Origin of the sequence: Pseudidiomarina terrestris (assembly GCF_030466375.1) — a bacterium.
Lineage (GTDB): Bacteria > Pseudomonadota > Gammaproteobacteria > Enterobacterales > Alteromonadaceae > Pseudidiomarina > Pseudidiomarina terrestris.
In genome coordinates, this window is the sequence record NZ_JAGGJE010000001.1 from 387,373 (window position 1) to 404,644 (window position 17,272).

Annotated in this window: 16 protein-coding genes; 15 read left to right on the forward strand and 1 reads right to left on the reverse strand. The window is 50.4% G+C overall.

All coding sequences use genetic code 11. The features are described from left to right. Positions 1-162: 162 nt before the first annotated feature. From J6J28_RS01850 to J6J28_RS01920, 15 genes are all read left to right on the forward strand, one after another. On the forward strand, positions 163-771 hold the full coding sequence (locus J6J28_RS01850) for a YjbF family lipoprotein (protein WP_301719590.1): 609 nt from the start codon (positions 163-165) through the stop codon (positions 769-771). Beyond that, entirely contained in the window at positions 768-1,643 is an 876-nt protein-coding gene (locus tag J6J28_RS01855; protein WP_301719591.1) for a capsule biosynthesis GfcC D2 domain-containing protein, read from the forward strand. The genes J6J28_RS01850 and J6J28_RS01855 overlap by 4 nt, the downstream gene beginning before the upstream one ends. Next, a complete protein-coding gene (locus J6J28_RS01860; protein ID WP_301719592.1) occupies positions 1,640-3,808 on the forward strand; it encodes a YjbH domain-containing protein in 2,169 nt (722 codons plus the stop codon). The genes J6J28_RS01855 and J6J28_RS01860 overlap by 4 nt, the downstream gene beginning before the upstream one ends. Before the next feature lie 11 nt (positions 3,809-3,819). Beyond that, on the forward strand, positions 3,820-4,233 hold the full coding sequence (gene gspG / locus J6J28_RS01865; protein WP_301719593.1) for a type II secretion system major pseudopilin GspG: 414 nt from the start codon (positions 3,820-3,822) through the stop codon (positions 4,231-4,233). Beyond that, positions 4,230-5,927 carry a GspE/PulE family protein gene (locus tag J6J28_RS01870; RefSeq protein ID WP_301719594.1) on the forward strand — a complete coding sequence of 566 codons (1,698 nt, stop codon included), beginning with the start codon at positions 4,230-4,232 and terminating at the stop codon, positions 5,925-5,927. The genes gspG and J6J28_RS01870 overlap by 4 nt, the downstream gene beginning before the upstream one ends. Continuing rightward, positions 5,927-7,126: a type II secretion system F family protein gene (locus J6J28_RS01875; protein WP_301719596.1), complete on the forward strand. Its 1,200-nt coding sequence runs from the start codon at positions 5,927-5,929 to the stop codon at positions 7,124-7,126. The genes J6J28_RS01870 and J6J28_RS01875 overlap by 1 nt, the downstream gene beginning before the upstream one ends. Continuing rightward, complete coding sequence (locus J6J28_RS01880; protein WP_301719598.1) at positions 7,123-7,611, forward strand: type II secretion system protein; 489 nt, start codon at positions 7,123-7,125, stop codon at positions 7,609-7,611. Before J6J28_RS01875 ends, J6J28_RS01880 begins: the two co-directional genes overlap by 4 nt. Next, positions 7,595-8,032: a type II secretion system protein gene (locus tag J6J28_RS01885; RefSeq protein ID WP_301719600.1), complete on the forward strand. Its 438-nt coding sequence runs from the start codon at positions 7,595-7,597 to the stop codon at positions 8,030-8,032. Before J6J28_RS01880 ends, J6J28_RS01885 begins: the two co-directional genes overlap by 17 nt. Next, entirely contained in the window at positions 7,996-8,682 is a 687-nt protein-coding gene (locus J6J28_RS01890) for a PulJ/GspJ family protein (protein WP_301719602.1), read from the forward strand. Before J6J28_RS01885 ends, J6J28_RS01890 begins: the two co-directional genes overlap by 37 nt. Next, positions 8,675-9,523 carry a hypothetical protein gene (locus J6J28_RS01895; RefSeq protein ID WP_301719604.1) on the forward strand — a complete coding sequence of 283 codons (849 nt, stop codon included), beginning with the start codon at positions 8,675-8,677 and terminating at the stop codon, positions 9,521-9,523. Before J6J28_RS01890 ends, J6J28_RS01895 begins: the two co-directional genes overlap by 8 nt. A 32-nt stretch (positions 9,524-9,555) precedes the next feature. Continuing rightward, positions 9,556-10,671 (forward strand): hypothetical protein, encoded by a 1,116-nt coding sequence (locus tag J6J28_RS01900; RefSeq protein WP_301719605.1) that lies wholly within the window; start codon positions 9,556-9,558, stop codon positions 10,669-10,671. Next, positions 10,668-11,219: a hypothetical protein gene (locus tag J6J28_RS01905; RefSeq protein WP_301719607.1), complete on the forward strand. Its 552-nt coding sequence runs from the start codon at positions 10,668-10,670 to the stop codon at positions 11,217-11,219. Before J6J28_RS01900 ends, J6J28_RS01905 begins: the two co-directional genes overlap by 4 nt. Then, positions 11,216-11,743, forward strand: a complete 528-nt coding sequence (locus tag J6J28_RS01910; RefSeq protein WP_301719609.1) for a hypothetical protein — start codon at positions 11,216-11,218, stop codon at positions 11,741-11,743. The genes J6J28_RS01905 and J6J28_RS01910 overlap by 4 nt, the downstream gene beginning before the upstream one ends. Positions 11,744-11,767: 24 nt before the next feature. After that, positions 11,768-13,804 carry a type II secretion system protein D gene (locus J6J28_RS01915; RefSeq protein WP_301719611.1) on the forward strand — a complete coding sequence of 679 codons (2,037 nt, stop codon included), beginning with the start codon at positions 11,768-11,770 and terminating at the stop codon, positions 13,802-13,804. Positions 13,805-14,113: 309 nt separating this feature from the next. Then, the gene (locus tag J6J28_RS01920; RefSeq protein WP_301719612.1) at positions 14,114-15,853 is read left to right on the forward strand and encodes a hypothetical protein; all 1,740 of its coding nucleotides are present in this window, start codon (positions 14,114-14,116) and stop codon (positions 15,851-15,853) included. Between the two features lie 159 nt (positions 15,854-16,012). Here the strand turns inward: J6J28_RS01920 and J6J28_RS01925 are convergent, their stop codons facing one another. Then, positions 16,013-17,245 carry a glycosyltransferase family 4 protein gene (locus tag J6J28_RS01925; RefSeq protein ID WP_301719613.1) on the reverse strand — a complete coding sequence of 411 codons (1,233 nt, stop codon included), beginning with the start codon at positions 17,243-17,245 and terminating at the stop codon, positions 16,013-16,015. Between the last annotated feature and the right edge of the window lie 27 nt (positions 17,246-17,272).

Below are 17,272 nucleotides of genomic sequence, written 5' to 3' on the forward strand. Positions count from 1 at the left end.
AAAATACCGCAGGTGCGCACTGCGGTATTTTTTTAGGTGCTGAAGAATAATAAAAGCGACCAACCAGTAAGTGAACCTCATATGCGAACCAATATTCAATTGCTCCTTTCATCAGTACTTTGCTTAATTGTACTAAGTGGTTGTAGTGCCCGCGTAAAAAACATGATGGACACTGCAGAAACAGCTTTTTTCGGCCATAAAGGTGTCGAACTCAGCGTTGAGGAAGTCGCGGATTACCCTTATGCCGCAGCTTATGTCCGAACGGATAATTTTCCGCAAGTTGTAGCGGTACTCGATCGCGTCAGTGGTGAACAGCGGGTTTATAAAACTGGTGGCAATGAAGCTATTGCAACGCGGTTCGGACGAGTTTTAACCAGTTCAGGAATTCCGGGCATGACGCTTTTTACCAGAAACTGGCAAGCTGACCCGTTGAATTGCCATGTACAACAGCTTTCCCGCAAAACCAGTGACGCATGCGCCACAGTCTGGCAGCGTGAAGTCATCACCGGTAACTATGGCGAGAATGACATTCACCTCGATACTCTTAACAGTTCTTTTAGCCTTGGTGAAAAACGCGATTACACCCATCCCGATGGCACAGAGCTTGAGGTGACAGTGATTCATGAGGCCGGGAAAGCAGATGAAGTTGAATTTAGAAATGAGTTCTACGCCGTCAATGGACGCGTAGTTTATGCGCACCAATGGGTTTCGCCTGCGATTGGCTATGTGACCTGGCGTGAGATGAAGCCTTTCGATGGAGACTTAAAATGAGCAAGCCAAGTTTCCGCGGTTTTTTGACAACCGCTTTGCTCGCCAGCTTTACGGTGTTTGCTGCAAATACTATTGGCGTCGGAACTGTCTATGCACAGTCTGAAGCTAAGCCGGTGACACAGGTGGTGATCGGTGACAGTGTTGTTGGTTTTGAAGAGCAACCGCGCTTGTTGAATCTGTATCAAGCGGCAGAACTTCGACCAAGTGCTTATTGGCCGAGCAGCCGCTTAATTTCTGTCGCGCAAACCGAGAAAATTGCTGAGCGCCGGCGCTATGTGCTGGAAAAGTTACGCGAGGTTTCCTTATCGGCCAGGGTTGAAGGTGATGAATCGCTGGCACGAGCTGCGCAGGCCTATATGGAACAAATTCCGAACTGGCCATTGTTGGGTGCGGAGTGGGTTGGCGTGACCAAGATTGATGACAGTCTTGAAGTTCAGAGCGGCGTGAATGTCGAACGCAAGAGTTTGTTCAGCAGCTTTACCGATGCCGTCGCCAATTTACAAGCAAATCCGTTGCTGCCACAAGGTGATATGCGACTATTGCCGCCGCAAGATCTTGGCGCCTGGCAGGTGACTGTGGTCAGCCCTAAAGGCATACAAAAGTTACCCTTTGCTCAGCACGAGACCGTGCGTGAGGTATTAGATAAAGCCGGTATTTTGGCTGATCATAATGGCCTTGCAGAGGTGACATTGGTGTCGCTAACCGGCCTGAGCCGAACGACCACGGTCGCCTATTTCAACGATGCCAAAGCGATGCCTCCAGTGCATGGGATTATTTTTGTTGGCCTTGACCTGAGCGCTTTGGATGATGACTGGCAGCTCGTTAACGCGCAGCTTAGCGCCCTATTAAGCTATTGGAACCCGCAATCATGAATGATGTATCGACGCCGAAATATTCGTGGAGCACTGTTGCTATTGCCGTCAGCGTTAGCCTGTGCGCAATGTTGCCAAGCTCAGACGCAAACGCCGATCAATACGCCAGTCAATCAGATTTCGGTGGTGTCGGCCTGATGCAGATGCCAACCGCCCGCTTCGCTGATTACGGAACCCTATCTGGGCTCTATTACGACAATGAGGAATATCGCCGACTGGCGCTAAGTATCCAGCTTTTCCCCTGGCTCGAAACCACCATCCGCTATAATGATATTCGTCCAATAACCTACAGTGGCAATCCTGAATTTAGCGGCGACCAAACCGGTAAAGATAAAGGTTTTGATGTAAAAGCCCGGCTCCTGGAAGAGAGCTACTGGCTTCCGCAAGTTGCGGTAGGTTGGCGAGATCTCGCCGGAACCGGAATTTTTGCGAGCGAATATGTTGTCGCCAGCAAACAATTTGGACCACTTGATGTCACCCTGGGCATAGGTTGGGGCTACATGGGGCGGCGCGACAATATCAGTAACCCGTTTTGTGAAGTTTCAGATAAGTTCTGCGAGCGGACAGGTGGCTACAGTGGTCGCGGTGGCCGCTTTGAAACGGATAAATGGTTTCGCGGGGATGCAGCAGTTTTTGGCGGCTTTCAATACCAGACGCCATTTGACCCATTGGTGTTAAAAGCTGAGTACGACGGCAACGATTACAGCCGTGAACGTTACCTGAATCAACTGCAAGTGGACTCGGCATGGAATGTTGGTGCTGATTATAAGGTCAACGATCATTGGACCTTAAAGCTTAGTTACGAACGCGGTAATACATTGATGTTTGGCTTCTCAGGCCAGATTGATTTAAATAGTCTGGGCCAGGTAAAGACTGCTAATCGCCGGGTGCCAACCCCAAATACGACAACAGCGCTCAGCCGGGCGGAGAGCCAGGATGACAAGCGTCGTTTATCGCGTATGGCCAGAGATTTCTATACCTTTGGTGGTCTGGCAGTGCGTGAAATGCAGCATGATCGCTCAGAAAACAGTGAAGATGTTGACACCTTAAGGGTGTATGGACAGCAGCTCTATTACCGTGATTCGCAGGAAGGTATTCGCCAGGTTGCCCGAGTCGCAGAGCAGCGTCTGCCGAAAGACTATAAGTTTGTAGAAGTGGTCGAACAGCATGATCAAATTCAGCTTAATGCCACCAAAATTGACCTGGAGGTTGCGCGCACGGCCATTCAGAATCTGGATTTAAGCACCGAACTTGAGCAAGCCTTCACTCGCAAAAACGTCGATTTAGAGCAAGTCGAAGAAGAAGGCTTCTACGAAGCACAGTATAAACGCGGCTGGCCACGCTTCAGTATCCGACCGTTTTTAGATCAGAGTTTTGGTAACCCTGAAAACTTTTACATGTACCAGCTTGGCCTGGACTTAAATGCATCGATGAACATTGGCCCGGGTACCTTCGTCACTGGTACCGTCAGCGGTAACCTGATGACCAATTTTGATGACTTCAATTTCTTAGTCGATTCTTACCGGTCACCGCTACCACGCGTACGCACTTATGTACGTGAATATGTGACCTTTAGCGATATCTGGTTGGACAATTTGCAAGTCAGCCACGTGAACCAGTTGGCACCAAACGTTTATACCAGCGTGTACGGCGGGTACCTCGAGCGCATGTTTGGGGGTGTCGGAACCGAACTGCTGTATCGCGAGCTCGATAGTAACTGGGCCGTTGGCGTCGACTTGAACTGGGTGAAACAGCGTGACTACGAAAGTCATACGGGCTTCCTCGACTACGATACCTTTACCGGTCACATCACTGGCTATTACGAGCCGCGCTTTATGCCAAACACATTAATTAAAGCTGCATACGGTAAATTCCTTGCACAAGACAACGGTCTGCAGTTAAATGTTGAGCATAAGTTTAAAAGTGGTGTCATAGTTGGTGCTTACGCGGCGAAGACCAATGTTTCTTCTCGCGAGTATGGTGAAGGAAGCTTTACCAAAGGCTTTTACATAAGCTTCCCGATTGACATCCTACAAACTGAACATAGCCCGAATCGTGGTTTTATTGGCTGGACTCCGCTGACGCGTGATGGTGGCCAGATGCTCGGTCGCAGGGTGCAATTGTTCCATGCAACGGACCTTCGCAGTCCTTATTATAAAGAATAATGGAGTAGCAGATGAAAGCTTGTGCGCAAGTAGCTAGGCAGCGTGGTTTTACTTTAATCGAGCTGTTAATCGTTATTGTGATTTTGGGGTTGTTGGCCAGTCTGGTGGCACCGCAAATGTTCGGCAAAGTTGATTCATCAAAAATTAAAACAGCAGAAACCCAGATGAAGATGCTGGAAACCTCGTTAAGTACCTACCGACTGGACATGGGTCGTTATCCTGAAAGTCTGGATGATCTGTTAAAGGGCGATGAGCCGAATTGGCAGGGCCCATACTTCCCCAAGGACGTGCCGCCTGATCCTTGGGGCAACGACTATGTTTACCGTATGCCGGGTGACGATGGTGCTCCTTTTACTTTATTGTCGTATGGAGCTGATGGCCGCGAAGGCGGTGAAGAAAATAACGCAGACATCTATTTACAATGAGTGTAGCCAACGTGTCCCAGCTGTTTACCGAACGCTTTCGGGTCAATCAGGATGATCTGACCAAAGCGTTGCAATTCCAGAGCCGCAATGGCGGACAGCTGGAGCAGATATTGGTGCGCATGGGCGCGTTGAGCTCAGAATACTTACCTGCCTATTACGCTGAGGTTTATGAACTTCAGCTACTTGACGAAAACAAGCAACAAGCCTTGCTCGACGACGACGAGCACTGGACTCAGCTGCATGAACAACTGCCAGCAGAACTCGCCAGTAAAGCGGTCGCCCAGCAATGTGTCCCCATCGCCTACAGTCCCGACCAACCGCTTCTTAAAGTCGTATGTACCAATCCCAGTCAGCCAGCCTTGCTTGAGTTTGTTGCCAATCTTGGTGCGCTGGACCTGCAGTTGGTGGTGGTGGGTGATGATGTTTACAACCAGCTTAAGAATCGCTGGCAGCAGGAAAGTGAGGGACCGAGCGAAGATGCCGGTCTGACCATGCTCGAAGAAGACCGTCTGCGTGAACTCGCGTCTGAGGCGCCCACGGTCAACCTACTTAATAATCTTATCGCCAAAGCACTGCGGCGCCGTGCGTCAGACATGCACATCGAGCCCTGGAAGGGCAAAGGGCGGGTTCGCTATCGTATTGATGGCGTCTTGCACGAAGCCGATTTTATTCCCATGCACATGGTGCTGCCCGTAGTCACCCGACTGAAATTACTGTCGAGCATGGATATTGCCGAAAAGCGGCGGCCCCAGGATGGCAAAATAGAATTGCGTATCGATGGTCTCAACGTGGACGTGCGGGTTTCGGCATTGCCAGTGGGTGAGGGCGAGAGCGTGGTGATGCGCTTCTTGCTACAAGATAACCTCGCCTATGATGTGAAGACCCTGGGTATTGAGCCAGATGTTGAAGCTGAATTGCTGCGCGACATTCAGGCGACCTCTGGGGTTATTCTGCTGACCGGTCCAACGGGCTCGGGTAAAACCACCAGCTTGTACTCGTTTTTATCGCGCCGCAATGAGCCTGACGTCAAAATTATTACCATCGAAGATCCCGTGGAGTATCAACTCGACGGCATCAATCAGGTCCACGTGCAAAGTGACATCGGTTTTACCTTCGCTAACGCGCTGCGCTCGGTCGTACGACAAGACCCCGACATCATTATGGTCGGTGAGATCCGTGATGCCGAAACAGCAGGTATTGCGCTGCAATCAGCATTAACAGGGCATCTGGTATTTAGTACCTTGCACACCAATGATGCCGCCAGTGCTTATACACGGTTGTTAGACTTAGGCGTAGAAGAATTCCTGTTATCGGCAGCGATTAAAGTCATTGTTGGGCAACGTTTGGCACGTAAGCTGTGTCCGCACTGTAAACAGCCTGATCCTGACGCTGAAGCGAACTTCCGCAACATGAAAATGGACTGGTTGCAGGAACGCTTTGCGGTGACGCCAGCCTTACACAAAGCAGTTGGCTGCGACCAATGTGCCAATACCGGTTACAAAGGCCGGGTCGCACTCATCGAGTACATGCGCTGTGATGAGCAACTTACCGCGTTACTTGGTGACGCCGAATTTCTGACCAAAGCCCGCCGGCTGAACCGTGAACGTGGTTACCGTAACCTGCTCGAAGATGGCGTTCTAAAAGCCCTTCGTGGCGAAACCACGTTAGCTGAAGTGGTGAGGGTTGCAGGCTAATGGCTCTGTTCACTTACGTCGCCTATAACACCAGTGGCGTTGAGCAGAAAGGCCGCATTGACGCGGTCGATATGACCACGGCCAAAGCCCGCCTGGAAAGCCAGCAACTGCTGGTCGCCGACATCAAGGAAGCCTCGACAGGACTCAATGCTAACGTCTTTGGCGAGCGCGGTCTTAACATCAGCGATGTTGAGTTCTTTACTGCCGAAATCAGTTTACTGCTTACCTCTGGCCTGCGCGTTGATAAAGGCTTAGAGATCCTCTTGCACAATGTCGAAAAACCGGCATTACGCGATATGTTGCAAAACGTGCTGCAACAACTGAAGCAGGGCCACAAGCTCTCAGACAGCCTGGCGGCATTTCCGGTTTTTAGCTCGCTTTATGTGGGGCTGGTGCAGATTGCCGAAGAAACCGGCGAGCTAGCGGCAACTTTCCAGCGCCTTGCTGACGAGCTGCATTACCAAATGGAGCTGCGCGAGAAAATCAAACAAGCGCTGGTCTACCCCGCAGTTATTCTGACGGTATGTATTGCTGCCATCGTTTTCATTTTTAATTTCGTCGTCCCGAATTTAACCACCTTGTTTCAGGACCAGGAAAATTTACCTGGGTATACCATTGCCTTGTTGGCCGTTAGTGAGTTCTTCCTCAACTACCAGTTGTGGCTGGCGTTAGGCTTGATTGGTGGTGGCTTTGCTCTGTGGCATTACCGTGACCAGCCCTGGGTGCAAGCCTTAGGTACCTGGTGTCGCGAGCGCTTGCCGGTGGTGTCCGGTGCCAACTTATTGGTTGAACGGATCCGCTTTAATGCAGCCTTGCATGTCATGTTAAGCGCCGGCGTAGCCATCGACCGCAGCATGAAGCTCGCGGCCAAAACCTTACGTACCGAATCCTTGCGAGCGGAAGTGCGTCGTGCCGCTGAGCGTGTTAACCGCGGCGAAAGCCTGGCTGAATGTTTGAGTGAGTCACGCTTGTACCCACCGTACTTCGCCGCACTGTTGAGCATTGGCGAAGAAAGTGGCGAGCTGGCGCGGGTATTTGGCGAGATCGCAGATCGCTCACGTCGTACTTTCTATAGCTGGGTGACGCGTTTTACCAGCTTGCTCGAACCTGCCCTTATCTTGTTCATGGGAGCTGTGGTCGGCACCATAGTGGTCATTATGATGCTGAGTATTTCCGCCGTCACAGACATGCCTATATGATGCGCGCTGCTGCCGATAAGCTTTATCGCGGCTTCACCCTTATCGAGTTATTGGTGGTGCTGGTGATTATTGGCATTGCCGCCAGCCTCATCGGCCCCGTCGCCCTAAGCCAGTACGACCGCAGCAAAGCCACCGCCGAACGCGAAGCACTGCTGCGCCTGCTCGACCACTATCAATTTCAGGCCTACAGCCAAAACCAAGCCTACACCCTCACCACCCACACCAACCAACTACTTATCCAGAAAGGGCAGCCCTCTGTGGATAAGAAAGGGCTGCCCTTTGTGGATAACTTGCAACAGAGCGGGGGCGAGGTGGTGGAGTTCGACTATCTGAGTTTTCCAGGGCAGCGGTTGGCGCTGAACCGGAATGGGTTCTGGACACCAGCTAACCTGCGTTGGCAGGAAGGCGAGCGTGAGCTCGGGCGGGAACTGAACATGACTCTGATCGAGCTTGGCGAGGAGGTGAGCAATGCGACGCGCGACTAGCGGCTTTACCTTGATCGAAATCCTGGTGGCGATGACTATTTTATTCGCAACGGTGGTCACCGGCGTGATGGCATTTCAGAACAATATGCAGAATTCGGTGAAGGCGGCAGAGGTCACCCATATTCTGACCCAGCTCGATACCGTGCGTAGCAATATCAAGTACAGCTTGCAGCACCAAGGTGAAACAGTCGGTCGCGATCTTTATAGCCAGGCTGTTGAGATTAGCTGGCAAGCCGAGCTGGTTGACTACCTGCGCCCAGCTCCTTTTTTCGAAGATGCGACAGGTGGTTACAGTCAGTATGCGCCGCGCTACCGGCTTTACGCAGTTACTTTAACTATGCTCTATGGCAGTACTAAACGAACCTTTAACTATGAGGAGTTGGTATGGGACGAAAACCTTCGTCAAGCGGCTTCACCTTAGTTGAAACACTCATCGCCATGGTGTTGCTGTCACTGCTGATGATCAGTGGCGCGCTCGCGTTCGATTATTTCAGCCAGAACTGGCAGCGCAATAAAGGTATCGCTCAGGACTCTGGTGAACGCCACCATTTGGCAACCTTGGTACAAAAAGTGACCCGCAATACCTACTCGAAGGCGGTTTACGATGATAACGAGCGCTTAGGTTTCTACTTTCTGGGTCGTGATGAAGGTTTTACCGCTGTTTCGCATATTAGCGTACAGAATCCTAACGCCTCGTCGGTCTACCGATTATTCAGAGAACCCAATGGCGATGGCGGCTTTCGTTTAGTTTACGAGGAAGCCGTGCTGACAGCTGTCTACTTACGGAATGCCAGCCAGGAACTCCCCTTTAACTTCCGGCGTATACTTTACGACAATCTCGAACAGATCGAGTTTCGCTATTTTGGTTTCCAGTCACTAACACAGCGTAACCAAACGGTTTCCGCTGAAGGGCCGGAGCAATACAGCCTTGAATGGTTCAGTGAGTACGATGGCATGCAACGGGTTTTGCATCCGCAAGGCATTGAGGTCAACCTGAACGGCTTTCGCTGGTTCATAGAAGTACCAGATGCAGTCGAGTCCGCATTGTCGAGGTATACCCGTGATGCATAAGCAGCAAGGGATGGCGCTATTCCAGGTACTGCTGATGGTTGCCATCATCTCGGTATTGCTATTGGTCATGAGTCAACAGACGCGGTCGTCAATCGAACGTGCGCAGGCGATGCAAGATCAAGCCGAATTGCAGCTCGCTTTGGAGTCGAGCGCGAACTATGTCGATGCTTTGCTGTTAAGTAATGACTGGTTAATTGCCCGCAATCAGCCAGATCACCCGCTGGCTGGCATCAATTTTTATAATTACCCGCAAACGCTTAGACTTCCCGAGCGGGTAGCTTATCGGCCGCTGGGCTCGAGAGTAACAGTGCAAATGCAAAATGAAGGCAGTTTGCTGAATGTTAATTTCGAAACGGTCAAATTAAGACAGTTGTTATTAAATCTTGGTGTCAACTCAACTCGAGTAGACCTTATGATTACTGAATTACGAAACTGGATTCAGGAGCCGGGGCAACTATTTTTCCAATCATTTTCCGATCTGGCTCATCTTGAGCATTGGGACATGCAAGACGTAGAACTGATAGAGCCGTATACGACTTTGTTCGCCGATGTGCTGAATCCTGCATGGTCGCCAGACGAGGTTCTGGCTATATTGCTAACCCAAGGGCAAGCTGATACTATCCAAGCATTAAGAAAAAGTAACGAGAATGCTGTTGGAATGCTACAAGAGTTCATCGAGTTACGCGATGCTTTGAATAGTGATATTTTCCCAGGTAGGCAGCAACGTATGCGCATCACCGCAGAGCCTGAAGGGTTGCAGTTATACCGGCGCATTGACTACCGTTCGCGACACCCGATTCCTCTGCGTTTGCATGCCAAACATTTTCAGCATGTTCAATAATAAGTACAACAAATAAGTACAACAATAACGACATGGCAGCTGCAACTTCTACGAACACCAAACTAACGCTCCGGCATAAGCTATACGGCAGTACGGCGGCATTGGTGTGGCGTGTCAATCAACAAGGCCAGTGGTTTCAGGGTCAGAACACTAAGCCCTCGGCGCCCCCCAAACGTCGGGTAGCTTGTCTGGTGCTGGCGCGCAGTTTTTATCAGGAAAGTTGGCAGTCCTTCACTATCCGCTCGTTCAGCGGTTTAAGAAAAGTCCTCAAGCAAAAAGCAGCAAACTCCAGTCAACAGCATTTTATCGGTCCCTGGCAAGACGGCCAGCGTCGCGTCCTGACGCTGACCCTAAGTGACGAGGGGCAGGCGCTGCTGAGTAGAGCTTTTGTTGTGTTACCGGAATCGCTGGTGCTTAGCGCCGCCTTAACTGAAGGCTTCTACCAGATAGAGAGCGGTGAGCATTGCTACTTTCTCTTCAACCAAGAGCAGCAGTGGCAAACCGCTGTGCGCTCGAGCATGATGCGTGACGCTCAGCGTGCGCAGCTGGCGCTGGGGAGTCCAAGCAGTAACTCGGTCACAGCAATTAATGATGCACAGCTTGGGCCACTTATCACGCGTGGCGTCAGCAAACTTGGCAGTCATTATTGGCGCCAGGGCTGGCAAAAATCCGCGAGCAATACAACCTTTGCCTGGCAACCGACTCTCGCTGTTATCGCTGCTATTGGCGGGATATATTTAGCCCTAAGTAGTGGTTATTTAATGCTGGAGCGCAGTTGGCTGAATCATAAACTCGAAGCCATCACTCCCGAAGTCAGTGAGCTGCTCACCCGGCAAAATGAATTGGCAAGCGTTAGTGAAAGCATCGCACAGCTCAGTCAGGTGTACGTGAATGCTGACACTATTAACGGTTTCTGGGAAGTCTTCGCGGTCATCGAACAGCATCAGGTCAGCCTGTCGTTTATGCAAGGCGATGGCAAACAACTCAGTGTCGGCGGTCAGACCGAAAGCGCCCTGGAATTATTGAAGACCTTACATGCCCTGCCACAAGTCGAAAAAGCTGAATTTGCGACTCCGGTGCGTGGTGGCAGCGGGCAACAGCGGTTTCGCATAGACTTATCCCTGCTGCAGCAAGGAGGCGGCCAATGACCAGCTCACAACGGCAACTCCTCATCGTCGCTGCGTTTTTGGCAGCGTTACAGTTCGTCGTCAAACCCATTCTAACCTGGCAAAACAACCTGAATACTGAACTTGCCCTGACCCAGGGGCAGGTGCAGCGCAGTGAACAGCTCCTCGAGCATGCCGAGCAAGTGATCTCCGCGCACCAAATGGCCATTGAGCAGCGCGATGCTATTGTTACCAGTCTACCTGTCGCCACTGAAACCACCCTCTTGCAGATTCAAATGCAGAGTCAGCTGGAAACCCTGCTGCGCGGCAACAATGTGACCATCGATGAGTTTAACTGGATGACTGGGCTACAGAGTCAAGGCGCTGGTATTGCAACCTTAAATGCCAAAGTTAATATCGTCGGTTCGCTTGAAAATGTCGCCAGGGCGCAACTTTCTTTAATGGAACAGATGCCATTTGTGCGTCAGCAAAGCATTGAGCTAAGACCCTCGCAACGTCGTCGCGGCGCTGTGCATGAGCTTACGATGATCTTGCAAGTGGCAGTGCGTGAACAGGGAGGGGCGTCATGAAAGCTTGGCAGCAGCTCCCAACAAGCGTAAAACTGATCGCAGCGGTACTGGTGATCATCTGTGTTATTGATTTCAGCCAGCGGGTTTATGTTGCAAATGAGGCGAGTGCCCGAGAATTTGATCCCATGGCCGGAGTTGCTATTGAGTTTGAATCAGTCCAGCCGAGCGCTGCGGTGAAAAGCTGGTTGCAACGGCGCAGTGCAGAAGCAGAAAAACGACAACAAGAAGAGCAGGTAACTCAAGCCAATGAAGCAAAAGTAGCATTGCTTGATGGCGGCGTAAATTTAGGTGACATGCGCGTACGGGTCAGAGGCGTTTATACCGCAACAGGTAACGCAGCCCCAAATGGCGCACGGGTCGCGTTAATTGATACCCAGCAGATAGAAAACCGCCAAATCGAGATCATTGAAATCAGCGAAGGTTTCAAACTGAACGGCTACACGGTTAGCAAAATTAGCGTCAATAGCGTCACCTTTACAGGTGGTGAAGACGAAGCTGTAACGATTCCGGTGTTCGACTATTAACGCCGTAGGATAAACGAGGAAATTATGAGCCGAACGCACCTTAACTACTTTTTCGCAGTGCTCACTGCCTGCAGCGTCGTTGGCTGTGCGCAGACGCCTGAGCCTTTACAGGTCAATCCAAAGCGCCTTGAAGCGGATGACACCAACTATGCGGACAATGAGGCAAGTGAGGAAGCTCGTCTTGAAACCAAGGGCTTCGAGCGCCTGCGTTCAATGGATTATGACAACTATTTGAAACGCAATGACAGCGATCCGGCCAAAGAGTTTAGCACCACCGATACCCATTCCCTGAGCGCAAACGAGTTGCCGATCCGCAACTTTATCGAGACTGTGTTCGGTACCGCGTTAAAAACCAACTATGTAATTGCGACACAAGACGATTTAAAACAAAAGGTTACACTTAATTTATCCAATAGTGTCAGCTCGCGTGAGCTGTTTTCTTTGTCGCGTCAATTACTGCTCGATAATGGCCTCGATGTTTCATTACGAGATGGCACCTATTTCATCTATCCGCGCAGCGAAGCTCGCACCGATGTCGTGATAGGTTTTGGCCGCCGCTACCAGGACGTGCCTGATACCGCACAAAAGATTATGCAGGTGGTGCCACTTAAGTTTGGTATGAAGGCATCATTGGAACGGACCTTAAAAAACCTGTCCAGTGTGCAAATATCGGCTGATCAGGTGCAAAACGCATTTTTCGCCGAAGGCTCGCGCGCCGAAATTATTCGTTTTCTTGATTTAGTTCACTTACTGGATGTGCCCGCCAACCGCGGCCGTCATGTGGCTATGGTCGAACTGACCTATCTCTCGCCGATGGATTATATCGATCAGCTAAAAGAGTTGATGGAAGCCGAAGGTATCAGTATTGGCCGGCAAGCTGGACTCGGCGTTGCGGTATTAACCGTACCGGTAAGTCAGTTAGGTGCGGTGGCCATGTTTGCCTCGAACGAGGAAGTGCTGGATCGTGCACGCTACTGGACGCAGCAGATCGACCAACCCAGTAAAGGTCCGGAGAAAGGCTATTACATCTATCACCCGCGGTACGCGCGGGCATCGGATTTAGGAACCTCAATCGGCAACCTGTTAGGTAGCAGTAACGCCATGGGTGGCAATACCTCCCGGGATACGCAGTCAGCGCAACAAACGAATCCGCGCGGCGGGGCGACCGGGCAGGGAGCTCAGGGCATGTCAGCCGGCAACGAAAACATGCGGATGACGGTGGATGAGCGCTCTAACTCAATCATTTTCTACACGACCGGCGGCGATTATAAGGCGTTACTCCCCGTTATTCGACGGCTGGATATCATGCCGAAGCAGATTGTGCTGGACGCAACCATTGCCGAAGTGACCTTGACCGATGAATTTGCTCAAGGCTTTGAGTTTGCGTTCCGCAACGGCAATTTTAGCGGTGGCACCCTAGGTACACTTGGTGCACAGGACATTGGCGGTTTCCGTTTAAGCTGGGTTGATGGCTTTGATCGCTTCATCGCCAACCTGCAACAAAGCTCAAACCTGGTGAATGTGTTATCCAATCCAACACTGGTGGTGCGAGACGGCGTGGCTGCTTCAATTAACGTCGGTAACAACATCCCAACGGTCGGCTCAACAACCTTCACGCCAAATCTGGAAAGCCAGACGCAGTCGGTGGAATACCGGCAAACGGGTGTGCAGTTGACGGTCACGCCGACCATCAACGCGCAGGGCCTGGTGGTACTGCAAATTAATCAAACCATATCGAACACTTCACCCACGGGTCCATCCGTTGCGGGGAACCCTAGTATTTTCGAGCGCGCCATCCAGACTGAAGTGGTGGCACAGAGCGGGCAGACCATCTTATTAGGCGGTTTGATCTCAGAAAATACCTCAAGCGGTGACAGTAAAGTTCCGTTGATGGGCGATATTCCGATCCTTGGTAATTTATTTAAATCGGAAAAAGAGTCCAAAGAAAAAACCGAGCTGGTGATTTTCATTACAGCAAGAATCGTAGAGCGTACGGAGCAGTGGGAAGAAATACGAAAAACCATTGCCGATGGCTTGACAACCATCTCAGTTAACGACTAATCTTGCTAGCAACTTTGCAAAAATGTTGAGTATATATGGATGTACAAAATAACCATAACGAATCACCTCAACAGCAAAGCATTTAAGGGACTCTGCTATGGAGTCAACCGAGTATTTTGAACCTTAGTTTTTTAAGAGTGTGTTATGTGACGTGTTTAATCACCGCGTTGCTTAACCTGCAACCTCTTTAAAGATTGAAGTTCAATACAAATCGAAGCGACTGAGTTCTACGAGGTCAATTTGATAACTACAGGAGTGAAGGCTTGATTATTAGCTGGAAGCTCTTATTTCATGAAATTGGAGAACATCATGACAAACATGTTTAAACGTTCGCTAGTAGCTTTGGCAATTGCCGGCGCTAGCACGGGAGCGATGGCTGCAGACGTCTCTCTCACAGATACTACTTACGCGACAGATGAATTCATGTCTAGCATGGAAGAAATCTTGTCGAAAGATGTCGTTATCACCCTCAATGACGAATACAAAGAAGGTGATTACATTTACTTGCGTTTCGAAGATGGTGCTTACATCGGCGGCGCTCCTAACCAACTGACCGTTGGTTATGCTGAGCAGCTAGATGAGGGCGACTTCGACAACGATGGTAATACCTACCCAGCACCTGCTGGCGGTTACAACGATGATGGCGACTCGGAAGATGTGAACAAAGGCATCACCGTGGACTACGTTGCGCAAACATCTGACAACGACGGCAACACTGTTCTTATTTACCGTGTAACTAACGTTTACGGTGATCAGGTAACAGCGTCGAACGACACCACTTACGGTATTGATTTGAACTTCGGTCGCTTGAACTTCAGCGCACCTGTTGTTGTAGCTCAAGACGGTGTCATGTTTGATACTTTCTCGCGCATCGACAGCCAGCCATGGCCAACAACCACTAACCCTTGGCCGTTCGATACTGTAACTGCTCCTATGACTGACAACACTCAGTTGTTCAAAATGGGTCCACAGTTCGAATTAGTTGTTGAAAAAGAATACAGTGGCGAGTTGGACGTTTGGGATTACCGCCGTACATTCCGTACAGCTGGTATGTCTCATGGTAACAACTACAATGAAGACGACGGCGAATTCCTGGTCGTAACCACGTCGAACCCTGATGATGGTACCCCAGCTGACGATAACGCCGGTGCTTGGGACTTCGTTGTTCAAGTCGATCAGGATGCTGGTGAGAAGATTCTGTTCACCTTGTCTGGTGACAACATGTTCGGTTGGATTGACAGCGCAAACCCAGCTGGTGCTGAAACCTACTTCGGTGCGGCTACCACGAACACCTGTTCGTATGTGAGTCATAATTCAAGCGAAATGAACTTCCGCTGTGACAATGCTGATCAACTGGTTGAAGTGGTTTATGACTTAGCAGCAGTCGCTAACTCATTTAACAATCCTAAGCAAGACGGTGAGTTCTCACTATCTGCGGTTGTTAACTGGGAACACACGACTGGTCAATACTCTGACTCAGGTACTACAGACGATGTAGATTTCCCAGAAGACGGCGTGTTGATGTCTAGCCCGTATGAAGGTGAAACTTCACTGGGTCCAGTAGACGCTGGTATGTGGACTGTTAACGGTTCTGTAACGCACATTCCTTACATGCCTTACAGCGCTCAGTCTACCTCTGGCGAAATCACGCCAATCAGCCAGATCATCTACGTGACTAATGACTCACGTGATCCGGCATTTGACGATGCAGTTGGTGAAGACGGTGATGCTCCAGAGAACAATGATGTTAATCGCATCATCTGGGTCGAAGCTATGGAAGAAGATGGTACTACACACACCTTCGAACTGGACGCGCTGGCAAACCCAGGCGTAACAGCAATCGCTGGTGACATCCGTGAAGGACTGTTCAACCTGGGTCTGTTAAACAGTACCCGCTTCCTGTCGCTGACGATTAACGTAGCGGACTATCCGACTAACGTATCGATCTACTCTGCGTACAACGTCAACGGTTCAGACCGTGGTTGGGTACAGAACGATTCAGTACGTACAGACCGCGACTTCTACCGTGGTAACGACCTCATCGATTAATAGCTAGTTTCGACTACTATTAACATTGAAAATCGTTAAGATAAAACGCTCCTTCGGGAGCGTTTTTTTTGCTTATTCAAACATCAAGAAAGCAGCAAGACCTATGGGCGTGAGTTTTTTTACTGATGTTGCGCAGAAAGGTTCTGGAGGCCGTAGTTCTTAAGGCAGGTCTTTTACATTCGCAATTGCCAGTAAATCCTGGGCCAGCTTTTGCCATGAAAAAGTAGCTTCCGCGTGCTTTCGGTTTAATGCGGAGCGGCTTTCATAACTGACCTGATCAAGCGCCGCCATGTCACGCATGGCATTCGCTAAACTTACCGGTGCTGGCTCTGCTACAAAAACGCAGTGCGAATCGTTCATCAAATCTCGACTTGCAGTATTTACGCCCGTCGCATCATCTGCTTCAAAAGCGATAATGGGCAGGCCGCTGGCGAGTGCTTCCAGTACTGTCTGACCCAATGGTTCGTATAAAGACGAATGAACAAAGGTGTCGGCCAGACTGTAATAGGTTTCTGTTGTTTGCGTCGCGCCAATAAACTTGATGCGGTGCTCAAGCTGCAATTTCCTGCTCTGCTCTTTCAGTTCAGCCATGTCGGCGCCATCGCCAACAATCCATAGTTCACCGTTTTCAGGACCTGTTGCCAGCGCGTCGATCGCTAAATGGAAACCTTTCACGCCAACACATCGTCCAACACATAAGAACACATGAGCGTTCGGATTCGCAGTAAGGCCTAAATCGATGCGCCTTTCTCGCTTCTCCTCACTAGGTAATGGTTTGAAGCGTTCAAGGTCGACCCCAGGCTTGGTGAGATGGATCGTTCCTTTAAAACCGATTTGGCGCAGCTGCGCAGCCATATTTTTACTAAACACCGCGACGTGGGTTGCGCGCTTGAGTGCAGCGAGTTGCATGAAGTGATGATAGTACCAGCGAAGCCGGTAGCGAAGGCCAGCAGACTGCTGATATTTTGGCGCATTTTGAAATTTGATAACACCCGGAACTAAGTAAACCGTGGGTTTTGCGCCAGCAAGTGAGGCGATCAACTGATTGTAGTGATAACGGCAGACAAACAACCTGGCATTATTTGTCTCACTATGGCGGCGGTAGAGCTTCAGGGCGTTGTTAAACGAACGAAGCACAGTAGGAGCCATACCTTTACCTTGCGCCTCGTAGCGTTCCACTGCGGTGCCGTTTACGGACTCCGACAAAGCTAACGGAGCTTGCCCGGCGCGAGGTATATTGGACGTCAGTATGCGCGGCTCATAACCCATTTCCTGATAGGCTTTGGCCAAATACAGCAGCGAATTCTCAACCCCCCCGATATGAGGAGAAAATAGGTTGCTGGTAAGGATGACCGAGTTCTTTTTCTCGTCAACTGCAGTACTTTGACTCATACCGTCCCTTGCAATGGAGTAAGGATG